Annotated in this window: 17 protein-coding genes; all 17 read left to right on the forward strand. The window is 39.5% G+C overall.

All coding sequences use genetic code 11. From position 1 onward, the window contains the following. Window positions 1–13: 13 nt before the first annotated feature. The 17 genes from MHH44_RS05835 (at window position 14) to MHH44_RS05915 (ending at window position 15,801) form a co-directional block, all read left to right on the forward strand. Complete coding sequence (locus tag MHH44_RS05835) at window positions 14–2,107, forward strand: chemotaxis protein CheA (RefSeq protein WP_340798020.1); 2,094 nt, start codon at window positions 14–16, stop codon at window positions 2,105–2,107. A gap of 20 nt (window positions 2,108–2,127) precedes the next feature. After that, the gene (locus tag MHH44_RS05840) at window positions 2,128–2,574 is read left to right on the forward strand and encodes a chemotaxis protein CheW (RefSeq protein WP_008403261.1); all 447 of its coding nucleotides are present in this window, start codon (window positions 2,128–2,130) and stop codon (window positions 2,572–2,574) included. A 64-nt stretch (window positions 2,575–2,638) separates the two neighbouring features. Next, a complete protein-coding gene (locus tag MHH44_RS05845; RefSeq protein WP_340798022.1) occupies window positions 2,639–3,277 on the forward strand; it encodes a chemotaxis protein CheC in 639 nt (212 codons plus the stop codon). Next, window positions 3,274–3,777: a chemotaxis protein CheD gene (locus MHH44_RS05850; RefSeq protein WP_008403259.1), complete on the forward strand. Its 504-nt coding sequence runs from the start codon at window positions 3,274–3,276 to the stop codon at window positions 3,775–3,777. The genes MHH44_RS05845 and MHH44_RS05850 overlap by 4 nt, the downstream gene beginning before the upstream one ends. Further along, complete coding sequence (locus MHH44_RS05855; RefSeq protein WP_340798024.1) at window positions 3,777–4,148, forward strand: multidrug transporter; 372 nt, start codon at window positions 3,777–3,779, stop codon at window positions 4,146–4,148. Before MHH44_RS05850 ends, MHH44_RS05855 begins: the two co-directional genes overlap by 1 nt. A gap of 141 nt (window positions 4,149–4,289) precedes the next feature. Continuing rightward, window positions 4,290–5,060, forward strand: a complete 771-nt coding sequence (locus tag MHH44_RS05860; RefSeq protein WP_340798025.1) for a FliA/WhiG family RNA polymerase sigma factor — start codon at window positions 4,290–4,292, stop codon at window positions 5,058–5,060. Between the two features lie 12 nt (window positions 5,061–5,072). Next, a complete protein-coding gene (locus MHH44_RS05865) occupies window positions 5,073–5,384 on the forward strand; it encodes an RNA polymerase subunit sigma (protein ID WP_087615395.1) in 312 nt (103 codons plus the stop codon). A gap of 11 nt (window positions 5,385–5,395) precedes the next feature. Continuing rightward, window positions 5,396–5,947: a hypothetical protein gene (locus tag MHH44_RS05870; RefSeq protein ID WP_340798027.1), complete on the forward strand. Its 552-nt coding sequence runs from the start codon at window positions 5,396–5,398 to the stop codon at window positions 5,945–5,947. Window positions 5,948–6,106: 159 nt separating this feature from the next. Next, window positions 6,107–6,829, forward strand: coding sequence for a 30S ribosomal protein S2 (gene rpsB / locus MHH44_RS05875; protein WP_008403254.1), 723 nt, complete (start codon window positions 6,107–6,109; stop codon window positions 6,827–6,829). Window positions 6,830–6,987: 158 nt separating this feature from the next. After that, a complete protein-coding gene (gene tsf, locus MHH44_RS05880) occupies window positions 6,988–7,872 on the forward strand; it encodes a translation elongation factor Ts (RefSeq protein WP_008403253.1) in 885 nt (294 codons plus the stop codon). Window positions 7,873–8,035: 163 nt separating this feature from the next. After that, entirely contained in the window at window positions 8,036–8,761 is a 726-nt protein-coding gene (gene pyrH / locus MHH44_RS05885) for a UMP kinase (RefSeq protein ID WP_008403251.1), read from the forward strand. Next, complete coding sequence (gene frr, locus MHH44_RS05890) at window positions 8,761–9,318, forward strand: ribosome recycling factor (protein WP_008403249.1); 558 nt, start codon at window positions 8,761–8,763, stop codon at window positions 9,316–9,318. The genes pyrH and frr overlap by 1 nt, the downstream gene beginning before the upstream one ends. 500 nt (window positions 9,319–9,818) lie before the next feature. Next, window positions 9,819–10,613, forward strand: coding sequence for an isoprenyl transferase (locus MHH44_RS05895; protein ID WP_008403248.1), 795 nt, complete (start codon window positions 9,819–9,821; stop codon window positions 10,611–10,613). After that, window positions 10,610–11,407: a phosphatidate cytidylyltransferase gene (locus MHH44_RS05900; RefSeq protein ID WP_087615392.1), complete on the forward strand. Its 798-nt coding sequence runs from the start codon at window positions 10,610–10,612 to the stop codon at window positions 11,405–11,407. Before MHH44_RS05895 ends, MHH44_RS05900 begins: the two co-directional genes overlap by 4 nt. Before the next feature lie 22 nt (window positions 11,408–11,429). Then, a complete protein-coding gene (dxr, locus tag MHH44_RS05905; protein WP_340798028.1) occupies window positions 11,430–12,575 on the forward strand; it encodes a 1-deoxy-D-xylulose-5-phosphate reductoisomerase in 1,146 nt (381 codons plus the stop codon). 142 nt (window positions 12,576–12,717) lie between these two features. Next, window positions 12,718–13,974: an RIP metalloprotease RseP gene (gene rseP / locus MHH44_RS05910; RefSeq protein WP_008403244.1), complete on the forward strand. Its 1,257-nt coding sequence runs from the start codon at window positions 12,718–12,720 to the stop codon at window positions 13,972–13,974. Between the two features lie 120 nt (window positions 13,975–14,094). Continuing rightward, a complete protein-coding gene (locus MHH44_RS05915; RefSeq protein ID WP_065216406.1) occupies window positions 14,095–15,801 on the forward strand; it encodes a proline--tRNA ligase in 1,707 nt (568 codons plus the stop codon). Window positions 15,802–15,899 lie beyond the last annotated feature (98 nt).

Below are 15,899 nucleotides of genomic sequence, written 5' to 3' on the forward strand. Positions count from 1 at the left end.
GGGTGCCCTCTAAATGGAATTAAATCAATATTTAGAAATGTTCATTGAAGAAAGTAAAGAACATTTACAAGCATGCAGTGAACACTTATTGGAACTTGAAAAAAATCCGGAAGATTTAACGATTGTCGGAGAGATTTTCCGCTCGGCACATACTTTAAAAGGTATGGCAGCAACAATGGGCTTTGAAGATTTGGCTGATTTAACACATAAAATGGAAAATATATTAGATGCGATCCGCAACAGTAAAATTAAAGTGAACGCAGAAATTTTAGATGTCGTTTTCGAATCAGTCGACCATTTAGAAGAAATGGTATTTGACATTGCTGATGGCGGTGACGGTAAACGCAATGTGCAAGCAACAGTGGAAAAGCTAAAGCGCATTGAAGCAGGCGAACCGGCAACTACCGATACAGAAGAAACAATGGCAGAACAGGAAGTTGCTGCTGCAGTAGTAGGAACTGAGCTTGAACAGCCAGCCCAAGGATTGGAATTAAAATTGTCCTATGATGATTTTGAAAAAACGGTCATTCTGCAATCATCTGAACAAGATTTCAATGCATTTGAAATTACAGTATTTTTGCGTGAAGACTGTTTATTAAAAGCGGCTCGTGTGTTCATGGTATTCGAAATACTGGAGAAAAATGGAGATGTCATTAAATCTTCGCCGACAGTAGATAAATTAGAAGAAGAACAGTTTGATAGTGAATTCCATGTTGCCTTTATCTCGAAAGAGTCAGCTGAAGATTTGCAAAAGATGCTCATGAAAGTATCAGAGGTCGATCGTGTAGTTGTCAATAAAATCAGCCGAGATGTATTTGTTACAAAAACTACGGCCATCGACGTACCTGTAGAAGAAGTACAATCACAGCCAGCAGTACAGGAAACTGTAACTGCGGTGTCTGAAGAACAGCCAAAAACAGCAGCTGCTAAAAATACTAATAAATCGGGTCATGCATCTAGTAAAACGATCCGCGTAAATATTGAACGCCTAGACATATTGATGAACTTGTTTGAAGAACTTGCGATTGATCGCGGCCGTCTTTTAACAATTGCCGGTGACGTGAATCACGGTGAACTGAATGAAACCGTTGAACGTATGAGCCGTACAATGGGTGACCTGCAAAATATCGTCTTAACGATGCGCATGGTTCCTGTAGACACAGTATTTAACCGTTTCCCGAAAATGGTACGTCAACTATCGCGTGATTTAAACAAAAAAATCGAACTTAATATTGTCGGTGCAGAAACAGAGCTTGACCGTACAGTAATTGATGAAATTGGAGATCCGTTGGTTCATCTGATCCGCAACTCAGTTGACCATGGAATCGAAAGTCCGGAAGTACGTCGTGCAAAAGGCAAACCGGAAGAAGGAACGGTGGAACTTCGTGCTTATCATAGCGGGAACTATGTATTCATCGAGATTGAAGATGATGGGGCAGGAATCAACCGAGAAAAAGTATTGGCAAAAGCGCTGTCTAAAGGGATTGTTACACATGAACAGTCATTAACGATGACAGACAAGCAGATTAACGAGCTAATTATGGCATCTGGTTTCTCAACAGCGGACGTCATTTCGGATGTATCAGGCCGTGGTGTCGGTTTGGATGTTGTTAAAACAACGATTGAATCATTAGGCGGGAATATTTCGATTGAATCAACTCAAAATGTCGGTTCAGTTTTCTCGATCCAATTACCGCTGACACTGTCAATTATTTCAGTCATGCTTGTAGAAATTGAAAATGAAATTTATGCAATTCCGTTATCATCTATTATTGAAACATCGATTATCCGTCATTCAGATATTTTAAATGCCCATAATCAAAAAGTAATCGATTTCCGTGGTAAAGTTGTACCGCTTGTATTCCTGGAAGAAATTTTTGAAGTACCGCGCGCTGAACAAAAAGATGATGGCTTCCATTCAGTTGTAATTGTCCGTAAAGGCGATAAATTAGCTGGTTTAGTAGTTGATTCATTTATCGGTCAGCAGGAAATTGTGCTGAAATCATTAGGAAACTACTTAACGAACATTTTTGCGATTTCAGGTGCGACGATATTAGGAAACGGAAAAGTGGCGTTAATAGTAGACTGTAACGCACTAATGAAGTAAAAGGATAAGAGGTGTGAAGGATGACGAATGCAACAGAGCAAAAAAACTTGAAAGTAATTGTGTTTCAATTAGCAGATAAAGAATATGCCATTCCTGTTTCGCACGTAAAAGGAATCGAAAAATTAATGCATATTACACGTGTGCCGAAAACAGAACGTTATGTAAAAGGTGTCATTAATCTTCGAGGTGTTGTAACCCCTGTTATCGATTTACGTGAACGGTTTGAATTGCCGGTTTCAGGGAACGAGGAAACAACTCGAATCATTATTATTACACTGGAAACGATGGAAGTCGGTTTTATAGTAGATTCAGCAAATGATGTGTTGGATATCGATGCATCTTCCATTGAACAGCAGCCGGAAGTGGTGGGCTCATTAGAAGAAGATTTTATCGCTGGTGTCGCAAAATTGGAAAACCGCTTATTAATTTTACTTCACTTAGATAAAGTGTTAAATCCGTTCGATTGATATCAATGAATAATTTTCCGGGTGAGCTTCGCTTGCCTGGAATCTATTAAAGTAGGGATTGAAAATGAACTTTAGTGAAAAAATCACATTGCTGCATTTAGATGTTTTAAAGGAAATCGGAAATATTGGTGCTGCACATGCGGCTACGGCATTATCGAATTTATTGGGAAAAAAGATCGATATGCGTGTACCCGACGTGAAGATGGCCTCGTTTAATGAAATGATGGAACTCGCTGGCGGCTCGGAAAATGCTGTCGTCGGTATTTATCTTCGTATAGAAGGGGATGCCCAAGGAAGCATGTTTTTCATTTTGCCGATTGAACAGGCAAACCGATTTATTCAAAGTCTTATTCAGGATGAATCATTTGATTTTCACACACCTCCATATTCGGAAATGGGCGTATCGGCAATGCAGGAAATGGGAAATATTTTATCCGGCTCTTATTTATCGGCTTTATCCGATTTTACAGGGCTGAAAATCTATCCGACTGTCCCTGGATTGAGTGTGGATATGTTTGGTGCGATTATTAGTATCGGCCTGATTGAACTTTCACAAGTTAGCGATACAGTCATCGTCATTAACACGTCCATATATGAAGAAGTCATGTCTGATGATGACGCAGTAAAGGGGCAGTTCTTCCTGTTACCTGAACCTGATTCATTTGAAGCGATTTTTAAAGCATTAGGAGTGCCTACGACATGATAGTTACCCATTCAAGCGAAGTGATTAAAGTAGGTATTGCACAAATGGATATCGTAAAAGTTCCTAAAACAATCCGTACGTCGGGTTTAGGTTCTTGTGTTGGTGCAGTCATTTACGACGATTCCAAAAAAGTTGCCGGTATGGTCCATGTCATGCTGCCGGATTCTAGTTTAAATCGGACGGCAACAATGAATGCCGCAAAATTTGCCGATACCGGAATTGCTGCTTTAGTTGATCTTTTAAAACAAGAAGGAGCACAACGCTTTAAGCTAAAGGCGAAGATTGCGGGTGGTGCACAAATGTTCCAATTTACAGCAGACAAAGATTCGATGAGGATTGGACCTAGAAATGTGGAAGCAGTAAAAGCGCAGTTAAAAGAACTGGGCATACCGCTCATCGCTGAAGATACGGGCGGTAACAGCGGTCGTACGATTGAGTTTAACCCTGAAACGAGCATGCTTTCAGTTCGTACCGTCAATAAAGGAGTGAGTGAAATTTAATGTTTGGTTCAATATTTTATAATTTTTGGGCAGCACTATTTTCATTCGCTGTATATTTTATCGCTGCAATTCAAAATCCGTATGCGTTGCCACTGCCGACGATTGGCGCAGCTTTTGTCGTTGCTGTCATTGCATTTAGTTTAATGTTTCTTATCCGTTATTTCCTTGGATATGTATTTTATACACCGGAATCACCTGTTTTGTTACAAACAGAAGAGGAACTTCCGGGAGCAGTTGGAAAAGAGACGGACAAAACACAGGCTGTTCCGCAAAGCGACCTTCCGGCAAAGGAAGTTGAAGATGAGAATTCGGAAGAAATTGCACAAGTCGTTCGTTCGATGCTTCAAAGCGATGAATCCCTTTCAAGGTAAAAGAGTCGTATATCCGGCTCTTTTTTATTTAGCAGAATATAAGGAAATACTGTGTCGAATTATTGGATTAAATGTATATTAAAAGGCTTTTTGGTATAATAAACATAAATATGTTACTTTTCAAAAAAGGGGTGGGTATGTTTGACAGAACAAAGGCATAGAGACGAACAATCATTATGGGTTCGTTGGACAAAGAACCGTGATCCCGAAGCAGGCGATTTATTAATAAAAAAGTTTAAACCACTCGTATCCTATCATGTACAGCGTATCGCTGTCGGGCTTCCGAAAAACATTTCCAGAGATGACTTAATGAGTCTTGGGATGATGGGGCTGTTTGATGCGTTAAATAAATTTGATATAAACCGAGATTTAAAATTTGATACGTATGCTTCATTCCGTGTTCGTGGTGCTATCCTTGATGGTTTACGAAAAGAGGACTGGCTCCCGAGATCAGCGCGTGAAAAAGCAAAAAAACTGGAATCGCAAATTGAGTCACTTGAGCAAAAGTTGATGCGCCATGCGACAGCAGAAGAAGTTGCAGCACATATGAATCTGCCTGTCGAAGAAGTGTACCAAACTTTCCAGGAACATTTTTTCTCTAATGTGCTGTCCATCAATGAGCAGCTGGACCAGGAAGAATCGGAAGGTAAGTCCTTTGTTATCCGTGATGACAATACGAAAACACCGGAGCAGCATAGCGTTCATGTAGAACTGTTAGGCGATTTGGGTGAAAATATTAAAAAGCTGAATGAAAAAGAACAGCTTGTCATTAGTTTATTTTACTCGGAAGAATTAACATTAACCGAAATCGGTGAAATACTGGACCTGTCCACATCTAGAATTTCGCAAATTCACTCAAAAGCATTGTTTAAATTACGTAAATTATTGTCTTCAGAAATGATTAATACGTAAGGAGGCGGCGTTATGAGTTTAAAGGGCCTGGAATTGCAGATTGCGATTCCTAAAACATTTGAGGCAGGAAAGATGGCGGATCAGCGTCAACAAAATACAATCCTGCAGCAAATGCATGCAAATGAAGCATTGAATAGGGAACTGGAACGCAAACAATTATCCGTCAATGAAACAGAGCATCTGAACGCCCTCAATGATGAGGAACAGGATAAGCCTTCCCAAAACGGACAAGAGCAAACTCAAGAAAACAAGAAAAATAAGGAACAGCTAGAACAAAAAGTGCAGCACCCGTTCAAAGGGAACCTTTTTGATTTTAGTGGCTAGGAGCAGTCATCATGATCGCAGTTGTAATTACCTTATTTCTCATCCAGATGATTACGATTTTTGTAATTGTTCTTTTATATACTAAGCTTTCTAAGTTTCAGAATATAGAAAAGCGCCAAAATGAACTGATTAATGAAATGGACAATGCGATTAGCGTATATTTAATGGAGATGAAAGAAGAAAATGACCGGTTAATCAGTGAACTGAAAAAACCGAATGTTGTCCAAAAGGCAGCATCAACCCGTAAAGAAGGAACGGCGCAGACTATAAAAGAACAACCGGTAAAAGAACAGGAAATGGAACCGCGTAAATTCGTACCGGTCAAGCAAGCTGCAAGTGCCTATCAAAAGCAAAAGACACAGCAGCAAGTTGAAGAAAAGGACAATGAAGCTTTAGAAAAAGCGGAAACACTTTCTGAAGACAATGAAATTCAAGAACAAAACCTGACATTTGAACAGCAAGTAATCAATCATTATCGCAATGGGAAATCGATTGAAGAAATTGCGAGAATGATGGGACGCGGAAAAACGGAAATTGAGCTCCTCGTAAAGTTTCATGCGTAAAGTAGTTGCACTTGAAAGTCCATTATGATATAGTTACAAGCGGTGTTAACAATACACACGTATTTTGATGTAGTAAGTGGTGCTCGTAAGTCTACGGGTAGCTTGTTGCAGATGAAAAATACGGAGGAAAAAAACCAAACATATTAGGAGGAAACACTCATGTCAGTAATTTCAATGAAACAATTACTAGAAGCTGGTGTACATTTCGGTCACCAAACTCGCCGTTGGAACCCAAAAATGAAGAAATATATCTTCGTAGAGCGTAACGGTATTTACATTATCGATTTACAAAAAACGGTTAAAAAATTAGAAGAAGCATACGATTTCATGCGTCAAGTTGGTCAAGACGGTGGTAAAGTTTTATTCGTAGGTACGAAAAAACAAGCACAAGAAGCGATCAAAGAAGAAGCTGAACGTTCAGGTAACTACTACATCAACCAACGTTGGTTAGGTGGTACTTTAACAAACTTCGGTACTATTCAAAAACGTGTAAAACGTATGAAAGATATCGAAAAAATGGAAGAAGACGGTACTTTTGCTGTACTTCCTAAAAAAGAAGTAATCCAACTTAAAAAAGAGCACGAGCGCTTAGTTAAATTCTTAGGCGGTATCCGTGATATGAAAGCTATTCCGGACGTAATGTTCGTTGTAGACCCTCGTAAAGAGCGTATCGCAGTTGCAGAAGCAATCAAATTAAACATCCCTCTAGTTGGTATCGTAGACACTAACTGTGATCCAGATGAAATTGATTACGTAATCCCTGCAAACGACGATGCTATCCGCGCGGTTAAATTATTAACTGCTAAAATGGCTGACGCTTTATTAGAAGCTAAACAAGGTGAAGAAGAAGCTCCAGCAGTAGAAGAAGCTACAGCTGAGTAATTCACTGTTAGAAAAGGTGATAAGTGGATGAACCCCTTATCACCTTTTTTTGAGAAATGAATTTGAAAATGTATGAATCGTTGAAAAATCGCGATTTATCGCTTAAAGTATGAAATAGTGTAAATAAATTTTTCATTATATTTAGGAGGAAACTCAACATGGCAAACATTACTGCACAATTAGTAAAAGAATTACGCGAAAAAACAGGCGCAGGTATGATGGACTGTAAAAAAGCTTTAGTATCTACAGAAGGTGACATCGATGCTGCAATCGATTTCCTACGTGAAAAAGGTTTAGCTGCTGCTGGCAAAAAAGCTGACCGTATCGCTGCTGAAGGTACAACTTACATTTTAGAAAACGGTAATGAAGCGATTCTTTTAGAAGTAAACGCTGAAACAGACTTCGTTGCGAAAAACGACAAGTTCCAAGTTTTAGTTGCTTCTTTAGCAGAGCAATTATTAGCTGCTAAGCCAGAATCAGTAGAAGCTGCTTTAGAATTAGAAAAAGACGGCGTGAAAATCGTTGACCAAATTTCTACAGCTACAGCTACAATCGGTGAAAAAATCTCATTACGTCGTTTCGAAATCAAAACAAAAACTGATGCAGATGCATTCGGTTCTTACTTACACATGGGCGGACGTATTGGTGTATTAGTAGTTCTTGAAGGTTCTACTGACGCTGCTGCTGCAAAAGATATCGCTATGCATATCGCTGCAATCAACCCAACTTACATTTCTCGTGACGAAGTTTCTACTGACGAAGTTGAACGTGAGCGCAAAGTATTAACTGAGCAAGCGTTAAACGAAGGTAAACCAGAAAACATCGTAGCGAAAATGGTAGAAGGCCGTCTTGGTAAATATTTCGAAGACGTATGTTTATTAGACCAAGCTTTCGTTAAAAACTCAGATCAAAAAGTACGCGACTTCGTAAACTCATTAGGTGCTACTGTAACAAGCTTCACTCGTTATGGTGTTGGTGAAGGTATCGAAAAACGTGAAGATAACTTCGCTGAAGAAGTAATGAGCCAAGTTAAAGGTAACTAATTAAATTACAACTTAAATTAACATTAATTTAAGCAAACAGTAGGGAGCACCATTTGCGTGTTCCCTATTTTTAAAGAAATCTATTTTTGAATGAAGCGAAGTACGATACATAAAAAAATCGCGTCGTATTTCCTTTTAAATAAATGAGTAACGGAGGTCTACTATGGGTGTGTCAGAGTACAAACGAGTAGTTATTAAACTTAGCGGGGAAGCATTAGCTGGAGAATTAGGCTTCGGTTTCTCACCGGATGTTATTAAATCGATCGCTGGAGAAATTAAAGAAGTTATCGACTTAGGTGTAGAGGTCGCATTAGTTGTCGGCGGAGGCAACATTTGGCGCGGAAAAATCGGCGCTGAAATGGGAATGGAACGTGCCAATGCAGATTATATGGGTATGTTAGGAACAGTGATGAATGCACTGGCATTACAAGACTCGCTGGAAAATCTGGGTGTTCCTACACGTGTTCAATCATCGATCGTTATGACACAAGTGGCAGAGCCATATATTCGACGTAAAGCAGTTCGTCATTTGGAAAAAGCACGTGTCGTAATCTTTGCTGCGGGAACAGGTAACCCATACTTCTCGACAGATACGACAGCCGCTTTACGTGCCGCAGAAATTAATGCAGATGCAATTTTAATGGCGAAAAACAATGTGGATGGCGTTTATTCTGCAGATCCAAAATTAGATTCTGAAGCAGTTAAGTATGACACACTTACGTATTTAGACGTTATTCAACAAGGTTTGCAAGTAATGGATTCTACAGCTTCAACATTATGTATGGATAATGATATTAAGCTTGTCGTTTTCAACTTATCAGAACCAGGTAATATTAAACGTGCCGCATTAGGCGAAAAAATTGGAACAGTTGTTAGGAGAGATGCGTAATGACACAACAAGTATTAAATCAAGCACAAGAAAAAATGACAAAATCTATTAATGCTTTCTCACGTGAATTAGCTTCAATTCGCGCAGGTGTAGCAAATGCTTCACTATTGGATCGTATTACGGTGGACTACTATGGTTCTCCAACACCGATCAACCAAATGGCAGGTATCTCTGTACCGGAAGCACGCCTTTTAGTAATCCAGCCTTATGATAAATCAATTTTAGGCGAAATCGAAAAAGCGATTATGCGTTCAGACATCGGAATCACTCCGACAAATGACGGGAATGTTATTCGTTTAGCAGTACCGGCATTAACGGAAGAGCGCCGTAAAGAATTAGTTAAACAGGTGAAAAAAGAGTCGGAAGAAGCGAAAGTTGCTGTACGTAACGTGCGCCGCGATGCTAACGATGACCTGAAAAAATTAGAAAAGAACGGTGAAATCACAGAAGACGAACTACGCGGCTTCAACGATGACATCCAAAAGCTAACAGACAACTCAATTGTTAAAATCGAGGAGTTAGTGAAAGAAAAAGAAAAAGAAATTTTAACAGTTTAATTTTAAGTATATTTTATAAAACAGGGTGATTGGAATAGGGGAGGCGACTAGATTTCGCCTTCTCATTCATCAAGTCGTTGCTTCTTCTGCGGTGGCCGCAATGGATATTAACCCCAATGTTCATAAGATAATACTTAATTTTTAATAATATTGTTTCGCGCTGGTGGATCACATTAGCGCGAAATCTTTTTCTGGCGATGTATGAACTTTACATGGATTAAAACGTCCTGCTAATAAGGACGTTTTTTTTTACAATAATAGATAAAATTTAAGTTTGTTAGGGAAGTATAGCTGTAGCAAAAAAATGCGCATTAACCCATTTCCCCTAATTGAAAAGTATAAATTGTAGAAAAAATACATATGAAAGTTAATAGAAGAACAATTTATTCTTTATTCTTTTAGATACTAAAGAAGTTCATTATATAAAAAGGACAGGCTATCCCTTTTTTGATATGATAAAAAGGGAAACGGTCCGATCTGTGCAGTTGGGGGTATTAACTATGTTTAAAAAACTTTTTGGAAAAAATACAAATAAAGAACAGTCATTCAGTAGTGAAAATGTGGACTTAGTTAAGGGAGAGGAAATCCCTACCCATATTGCAATTATTATGGACGGAAATGGACGCTGGGCTAAAAAGCGTTCATTGCCAAGGGTCGCAGGTCATCATGAAGGAATGAAAACCATTCGAAAGATAACACGCTGCGCATGTGATTTAGGAGTACAAGTATTGACGCTCTACGCATTTTCAACAGAAAACTGGAAGCGTCCTAAATCAGAAGTCGAATTTTTAATGCGTTTACCAGAGCAATTTTTAAATTCCTTTTTGCCGGAGCTAATGGAGCGAAATATTAAAGTGGAAATGATAGGTGTAATGGATTCATTGCCGGACTATACTCAATCCGCTTTAAAAAAGGCGATGGAAGCTACTGCAGGGAATACGGGACTGGTCTTAAATTTTGCGATGAATTACGGTGGGCGTGCTGAAATTGTAATGGCGATGCAACAGCTTCTGAAAGAGGTAGAAGCAGGAAGTCTTACAATTGACGAATTAAATGAACAACATATTTCCCAGTATGTAATGACGGCTCATTTACCTGAACCCGATTTATTAATTCGCACGAGTGGTGAAGTGCGCATAAGTAACTTTATGCTATGGCAGCTTGCCTATACGGAGTTTTGGTTCACTGATACGCATTGGCCTGATTTTGACGAAGCATGCTTAAAAGAGGCAATCTCCGTGTATCAAAACCGTAACCGCCGTTATGGAGGGCTGAAAGGAGAAGGAACAAGTTGAAACAACGCATCATTACCGGAGTAATTGCTGCAGCATTATTTATTCCATTCGTAATTTATGGAGGAACGCCATTTGCGATTTTAATGAGTATTATCGCAGTCATTGGTTTCTATGAATTGCTGAAAATGAAAGGAATTTCAATTGCATCTGTTCCAGGTATTATTGGTACACTTGCATTAATAGTATTGGTTGTACCAAATGAATGGTCACTGAATATCGTTGAATTTTTTCAATATGATTCAATTTTGATGATTGTGTATGGAATTACGGCACTGTTATTGATTTATATTGTACTTGTAAAAAATAAAATGACTTTTGATGAAATTGGTTTTATATTGTTAGGGGCATTTTATGTCGGCCTTGGATTCCATTATTTTATCGAAACACGTTTTATCGGTCTAGAATTTGTCGTCTTTGTATTGTTAGTCGTGTGGACAACAGATTCCGGCGCCTATTTTGTTGGGCGTAAATTAGGGAAAAATAAATTATGGCCGGAAATTTCGCCGAAGAAAACAGTGGAAGGTTTTGTTGGCGGGATTGTGATTGCCGTTTGTTTTGCAATTGCTATGCAGCTCATCTATCCTTTTGCCTCAAGCTGGCTGCAATTAATCGTTGTGACAATTATCGCATCAATTATTGGTCAAATGGGTGATTTGGTCGAATCGGCTATTAAACGTCATTATGATGTAAAAGATTCAGGCAATATTCTGCCAGGACACGGCGGCATATTGGACCGCTTTGACAGTTTACTATTTGTCGTACCATTACTGCATTTTTTACATTTCTTTTCCTAGGACATAGAAGGGACGTATCATTGTGAAAAAAATTAGTTTATTAGGTGCAACAGGTTCCATCGGATGGCAAACCTTTGATATTTTACTTGCAAATCCGAATGAATTTAAGCTTGTTGCATTTTCAGCCGGACAAAATATTGAAAAGTCCCGCGAAATCATAAAAAAACTGCAACCAGAATTAGTTTCGATGCAAACAGAGGAAGCGGCAGGCACTTTACAAAAAGAGTTTCCGCATATTTCCTTTACATATGGTGAAAAAGGATTGGTCGAAGTAGCGACACATCCGGATTCGACAGTGCTTATTAATGCGGTATTAGGTAGCGTTGGACTGGAATCGACACTTGCTGCGATCCGCATGGGGAAAACGATTGCCATTGCAAACAAAGAAACACTTGTAACAGCAGGCCATCTTGTCATGGCTGAAGCAAAAAAATACAATGCACCGATCTTACCGGTAGACAGTGAACATTCAGCTGTTTTCCAATCGATGAACGGTGAAAACAAAAAGCGTATCGAGCGCATTGTTTTAACGGCATCAGGTGGTTCATTCAGAGATCGAACAAGAGATGAGCTAGTAGGAGTAACGTTAAAAGATGCTCTGAATCATCCGAACTGGTCAATGGGAGCCAAAATTACGATTGACTCAGCAACAATGATGAATAAAGGGCTTGAAGTGATTGAGGCACATGTACTGTTTGATATGCCTTATGACAACATCGACGTATTGCTGCACCGAGAAAGCATCATTCACTCGATGGTTGAATATGAGGATACAAGTGTCATCGCACAGCTCGGAACACCGGACATGCGTGTACCGATTCAATATGCGCTTAGCTATCCGGATCGTCTGCCGCTTGCAAATGGCCAACGTTTAAATTTGGCCCAAATTGGACAGCTTCATTTTAAGGAAGTGGATTTTGACCGTTTCCGTGCATTAAAGCTTGCTTATGATGCAGGGCGCATGGGCGGGACAATCTTAACGGCAATGAACGCAGCAAACGAAGCAGCCGTTGCATTGTTTTTACAAGAAAAAATTACTTTTTTAGAAATTGAAGAATGTATTGAGCGTATTATGAATAGTCATAACAATATCGCTTTGCCAGATTTAGCAACTATTTTACATGTAGACAGTGAAACGAGAAAAACAGTCGCAAGCATGGTAAAATAGGAAAGTGTGAAAAACGGATGTGAAGAACAAAAAGGTGGACATCCCCTTTTTGTACAAGCGGTGCCTTTTTTCAAAGAGCTTGATTGCTAAAAAAGATTGGGCGAAATAATATTCGGCTCAGTTCCAATGAAGGTGGGAGATTATGCAAACAGTTATAGCCTTTATTTTAATTTTTGGCTCACTCGTTTTTTTCCATGAGCTAGGTCACTTCTTATTTGCAAAACGCGCAGGAATTATGGTGCGTGAATTTGCGATTGGTATGGGACCGAAGATTTTTGGGATGACGAAAGGTGAAACAGTCTATACGCTACGACTATTACCAATTGGCGGTTATGTAAGAATGGCCGGCGAAGATACCGATACGGTAGAGTTGCAGCCTGGTTACCGCGTAGCTTTAATAACAAATGAAGAAAATATCGTAGAAAAAATCATACTCAATCAAAAAACACATTATCAAAACGTCATCTTTTTAGAAGTAGAGCGTGCAGATCTGGAACGTGAACTTTGGATTGAAGGTTATGATGAGGATGACCAGTTCATTCGCTACAATGTATCCCGTACAGCAAGCATCGTTGAAAATGGTACGGAGCAGATGATTGCGCCGCTTGATCGCCAATTTAATTCAAAATCTGTTGGTGCTCGTGCAATGGCGATTTTCGCTGGTCCATTATTCAATTTTATTTTAGCGTTCTTCATCTTCCTGATTATCGGGCTTATTCAAGGGATTCCTTCTGAGGAACCGATTATTGCCGAAGTTATGGACAATTCTGTTGCGAGCAGTGCCGGATTGGTCGATGGCGATAAAGTAGTCAAGGTGAACGGACAGTCGATTTCAACTTGGGAAGAATTATCAGAACAAATTTTCGAAAACCCGAACAAAGCCGTAACATTCGAAGTCGAACGTGAAACGGGTAATGAAATAATTGAACTTACACCAAAAGCTGTAGAGCAGGAAGGTGGTCCAGATTACGGACAAATCGGTGTAATGCGTTCCATTGAAAAAAATCCGCTAAAAGCCGTCGTGTATGGTGTGGAAGAAACGTATAACATGATTATTACAATCGGAACACTTGTCGGCAAACTGATTACCGGCCAATTCTCGATTGACGCATTATCAGGCCCTGTAGGAATTTATAAAACAACTGAAACGGTTGTCACATTCGGTTTATATAATATTCTATACTTTGCGGCAATGCTGAGCGTCAACTTAGGGATTATGAACTTGTTACCACTACCAGCACTTGATGGTGGCCGTTTACTTTTCTTCGCTGTGGAAGCAGTAAGAGGAAAACCGATCGACCGTCAAAAAGAAGGTATGGTTCACTTCGTCGGTATCCTCCTCCTGATGATCTTGATGGTCGTCGTAACATGGAACGATATCCAGCGATTCTTCTTCTAAAACAAAATACGTTTTAAAATGGCAGCTTTGAGCGTTTTGTATGAATAATACTAGCGTTCAAAGCTAAATTTGATTAGTATTATAGAAGTAGCAATTTAAATAAAAAAGGTGGCACTATTTATGAAACAGACCAAAACGTTTATCCCAACTTTAAGGGAAAATCCATCCGATGCCGATGTAAAATCGCATCGTATGCTATTGCGTGCCGGATTTATCCGTCAAAATGCGGCCGGAGTATACTCATACTTACCATTAGCGCGCAGAGTATTATCAAAAATCGAACAAATCATCCGTGAAGAAATGGAAGCAATCAATTCAATCGAGCTATTAATGCCTGCATTGCAACCAGCAGAGCTATGGCAGGAGTCAGGTCGCTGGGAAGCATACGGTCCGGAGCTTATGCGTTTAAAAGACCGTCATGACCGTGACTTCGCTTTAGGTGCAACACATGAAGAAGTGATCACAACTTTAGTGCGCGATGAAATTAAATCATATAAAAAATTACCGTTAACACTTTATCAAATCCAAAGTAAATTCCGTGATGAAAAACGCCCACGCTTCGGCTTACTGCGCGGCCGCGAGTTCATTATGAAAGATGCATATTCTTTCCACTCTTCACGTGAATCACTTGATGCCACATATGATGATATGTACCGTGCCTATTCAAATATCTTCACACGTCTTGGCTTAAACTTCCGTGCCGTAATCGCGGATGCAGGTACAATTGGCGGTAAAGGTACACACGAATTCATGGTGCTTTCTGAAATCGGGGAAGATACAATCGCTTATTCGGATACATCGGATTATGCGGCAAACATCGAAATGGCAGAGGTTGTTGTAGAATATACAGCACCGACAACACCGATGAAAGACATCGAAAAGATTGAAACACCAGATCAAAAAACAATCGAAGAAGTATCTGCATTTTTAAATGTAGAACCTTCAAATGTGATTAAATCACTAGTTTTTGATATTGATGGTGAGTTGGTTGTTGTTTTAGCGCGCGGTGACCACGAAATTAACGACATTAAATTAAAAAATGCATTAGGTGCTACATCTGTTGAATTGGCAGAAGACGCAGCGATTAAAGAATTACTTGGCTGTACACCAGGTTCAATCGGTCCTGTGAAATTGCCGGTGAATGTAAAAGTAATTGCAGATAATGCAATCAAATCAATCCGTAACGGTGTTGCAGGTGCAAACGAAGATGGATTCCATTTATTAAATGTCAATCCGGAGCGCGACTTTGCGATCAGCTCTTATGAAGATATCCGTTTCATCCAACAAGGTGACCCATCTCCGGACGGTCAAGGTATCATTAAGTTTGCTGAAGGAATTGAAGTTGGACATATTTTCAAATTAGGTACAACATATTCAGAAAAACTAAATGCAACATTCCTTGATGAGCAAGGTAAAGCAAAACCTTATATTATGGGATGCTATGGTATCGGGGTTTCACGTATACTTGCTGCTGTTGCAGAACATTTCCAAGATGAAAACGGATTTGTATGGCCTGCACAATTAGCGCCATATGATTTGCAGTTAGTACCGGTCAATGCTAAAGACGAAGCACAAGTTCAATTAGCAGACGAGCTTTACGGTGTACTGAAATCATACCGCTATGAAGTGTTATATGATGACCGTGCAGAACGTGCCGGCGTTAAATTTGCGGATGCGGATTTAATCGGATTACCTGTTCGTATTACAGTAGGTAAAAAAGCTTCAGAAGGTCTAGTGGAAGTGAAATTCCGTTCAACAGGCGAATCTGCAGAATGGGCGAAAGAAGAAGTAGTCGATCGCTTAAACGAATATTTCCGCCAAAACTAGTAACGATTAAGATAGAGAGAACGGGAAAGTACAATTTTTTATGTACTTTCTTTTCTTTTTCATTGGATGTGAAGGGACCGGTGATTGGTGCGCGCGGA

The sequence above is a fragment of the Solibacillus sp. FSL K6-1126 genome (genome assembly GCF_038003445.1).
Lineage (GTDB): Bacteria > Bacillota > Bacilli > Bacillales_A > Planococcaceae > Solibacillus > Solibacillus silvestris.

What these genes read in the sequence shown, in the direction of transcription:
- MHH44_RS05835 (WP_340798020.1), top strand. Translation starts at nt 14, where the DNA reads ATGGAATTAAATCAATATTTAGAAATGTTCATTGAAGAAAGTAAAGAA.
- MHH44_RS05840 (WP_008403261.1), top strand. Translation starts at nt 2,128, where the DNA reads ATGACGAATGCAACAGAGCAAAAAAACTTGAAAGTAATTGTGTTTCAA.
- MHH44_RS05845 (WP_340798022.1), top strand. Translation starts at nt 2,639, where the DNA reads ATGAACTTTAGTGAAAAAATCACATTGCTGCATTTAGATGTTTTAAAG.
- MHH44_RS05850 (WP_008403259.1), top strand. Translation starts at nt 3,274, where the DNA reads ATGATAGTTACCCATTCAAGCGAAGTGATTAAAGTAGGTATTGCACAA.
- MHH44_RS05855 (WP_340798024.1), top strand. Translation starts at nt 3,777, where the DNA reads ATGTTTGGTTCAATATTTTATAATTTTTGGGCAGCACTATTTTCATTC.
- MHH44_RS05865 (WP_087615395.1), top strand. Translation starts at nt 5,073, where the DNA reads ATGAGTTTAAAGGGCCTGGAATTGCAGATTGCGATTCCTAAAACATTT.
- MHH44_RS05870 (WP_340798027.1), top strand. Translation starts at nt 5,396, where the DNA reads ATGATCGCAGTTGTAATTACCTTATTTCTCATCCAGATGATTACGATT.
- rpsB (WP_008403254.1), top strand. Translation starts at nt 6,107, where the DNA reads ATGTCAGTAATTTCAATGAAACAATTACTAGAAGCTGGTGTACATTTC.
- tsf (WP_008403253.1), top strand. Translation starts at nt 6,988, where the DNA reads ATGGCAAACATTACTGCACAATTAGTAAAAGAATTACGCGAAAAAACA.
- pyrH (WP_008403251.1), top strand. Translation starts at nt 8,036, where the DNA reads ATGGGTGTGTCAGAGTACAAACGAGTAGTTATTAAACTTAGCGGGGAA.
- frr (WP_008403249.1), top strand. Translation starts at nt 8,761, where the DNA reads ATGACACAACAAGTATTAAATCAAGCACAAGAAAAAATGACAAAATCT.
- MHH44_RS05895 (WP_008403248.1), top strand. Translation starts at nt 9,819, where the DNA reads ATGTTTAAAAAACTTTTTGGAAAAAATACAAATAAAGAACAGTCATTC.
- rseP (WP_008403244.1), top strand. Translation starts at nt 12,718, where the DNA reads ATGCAAACAGTTATAGCCTTTATTTTAATTTTTGGCTCACTCGTTTTT.
- MHH44_RS05915 (WP_065216406.1), top strand. Translation starts at nt 14,095, where the DNA reads ATGAAACAGACCAAAACGTTTATCCCAACTTTAAGGGAAAATCCATCC.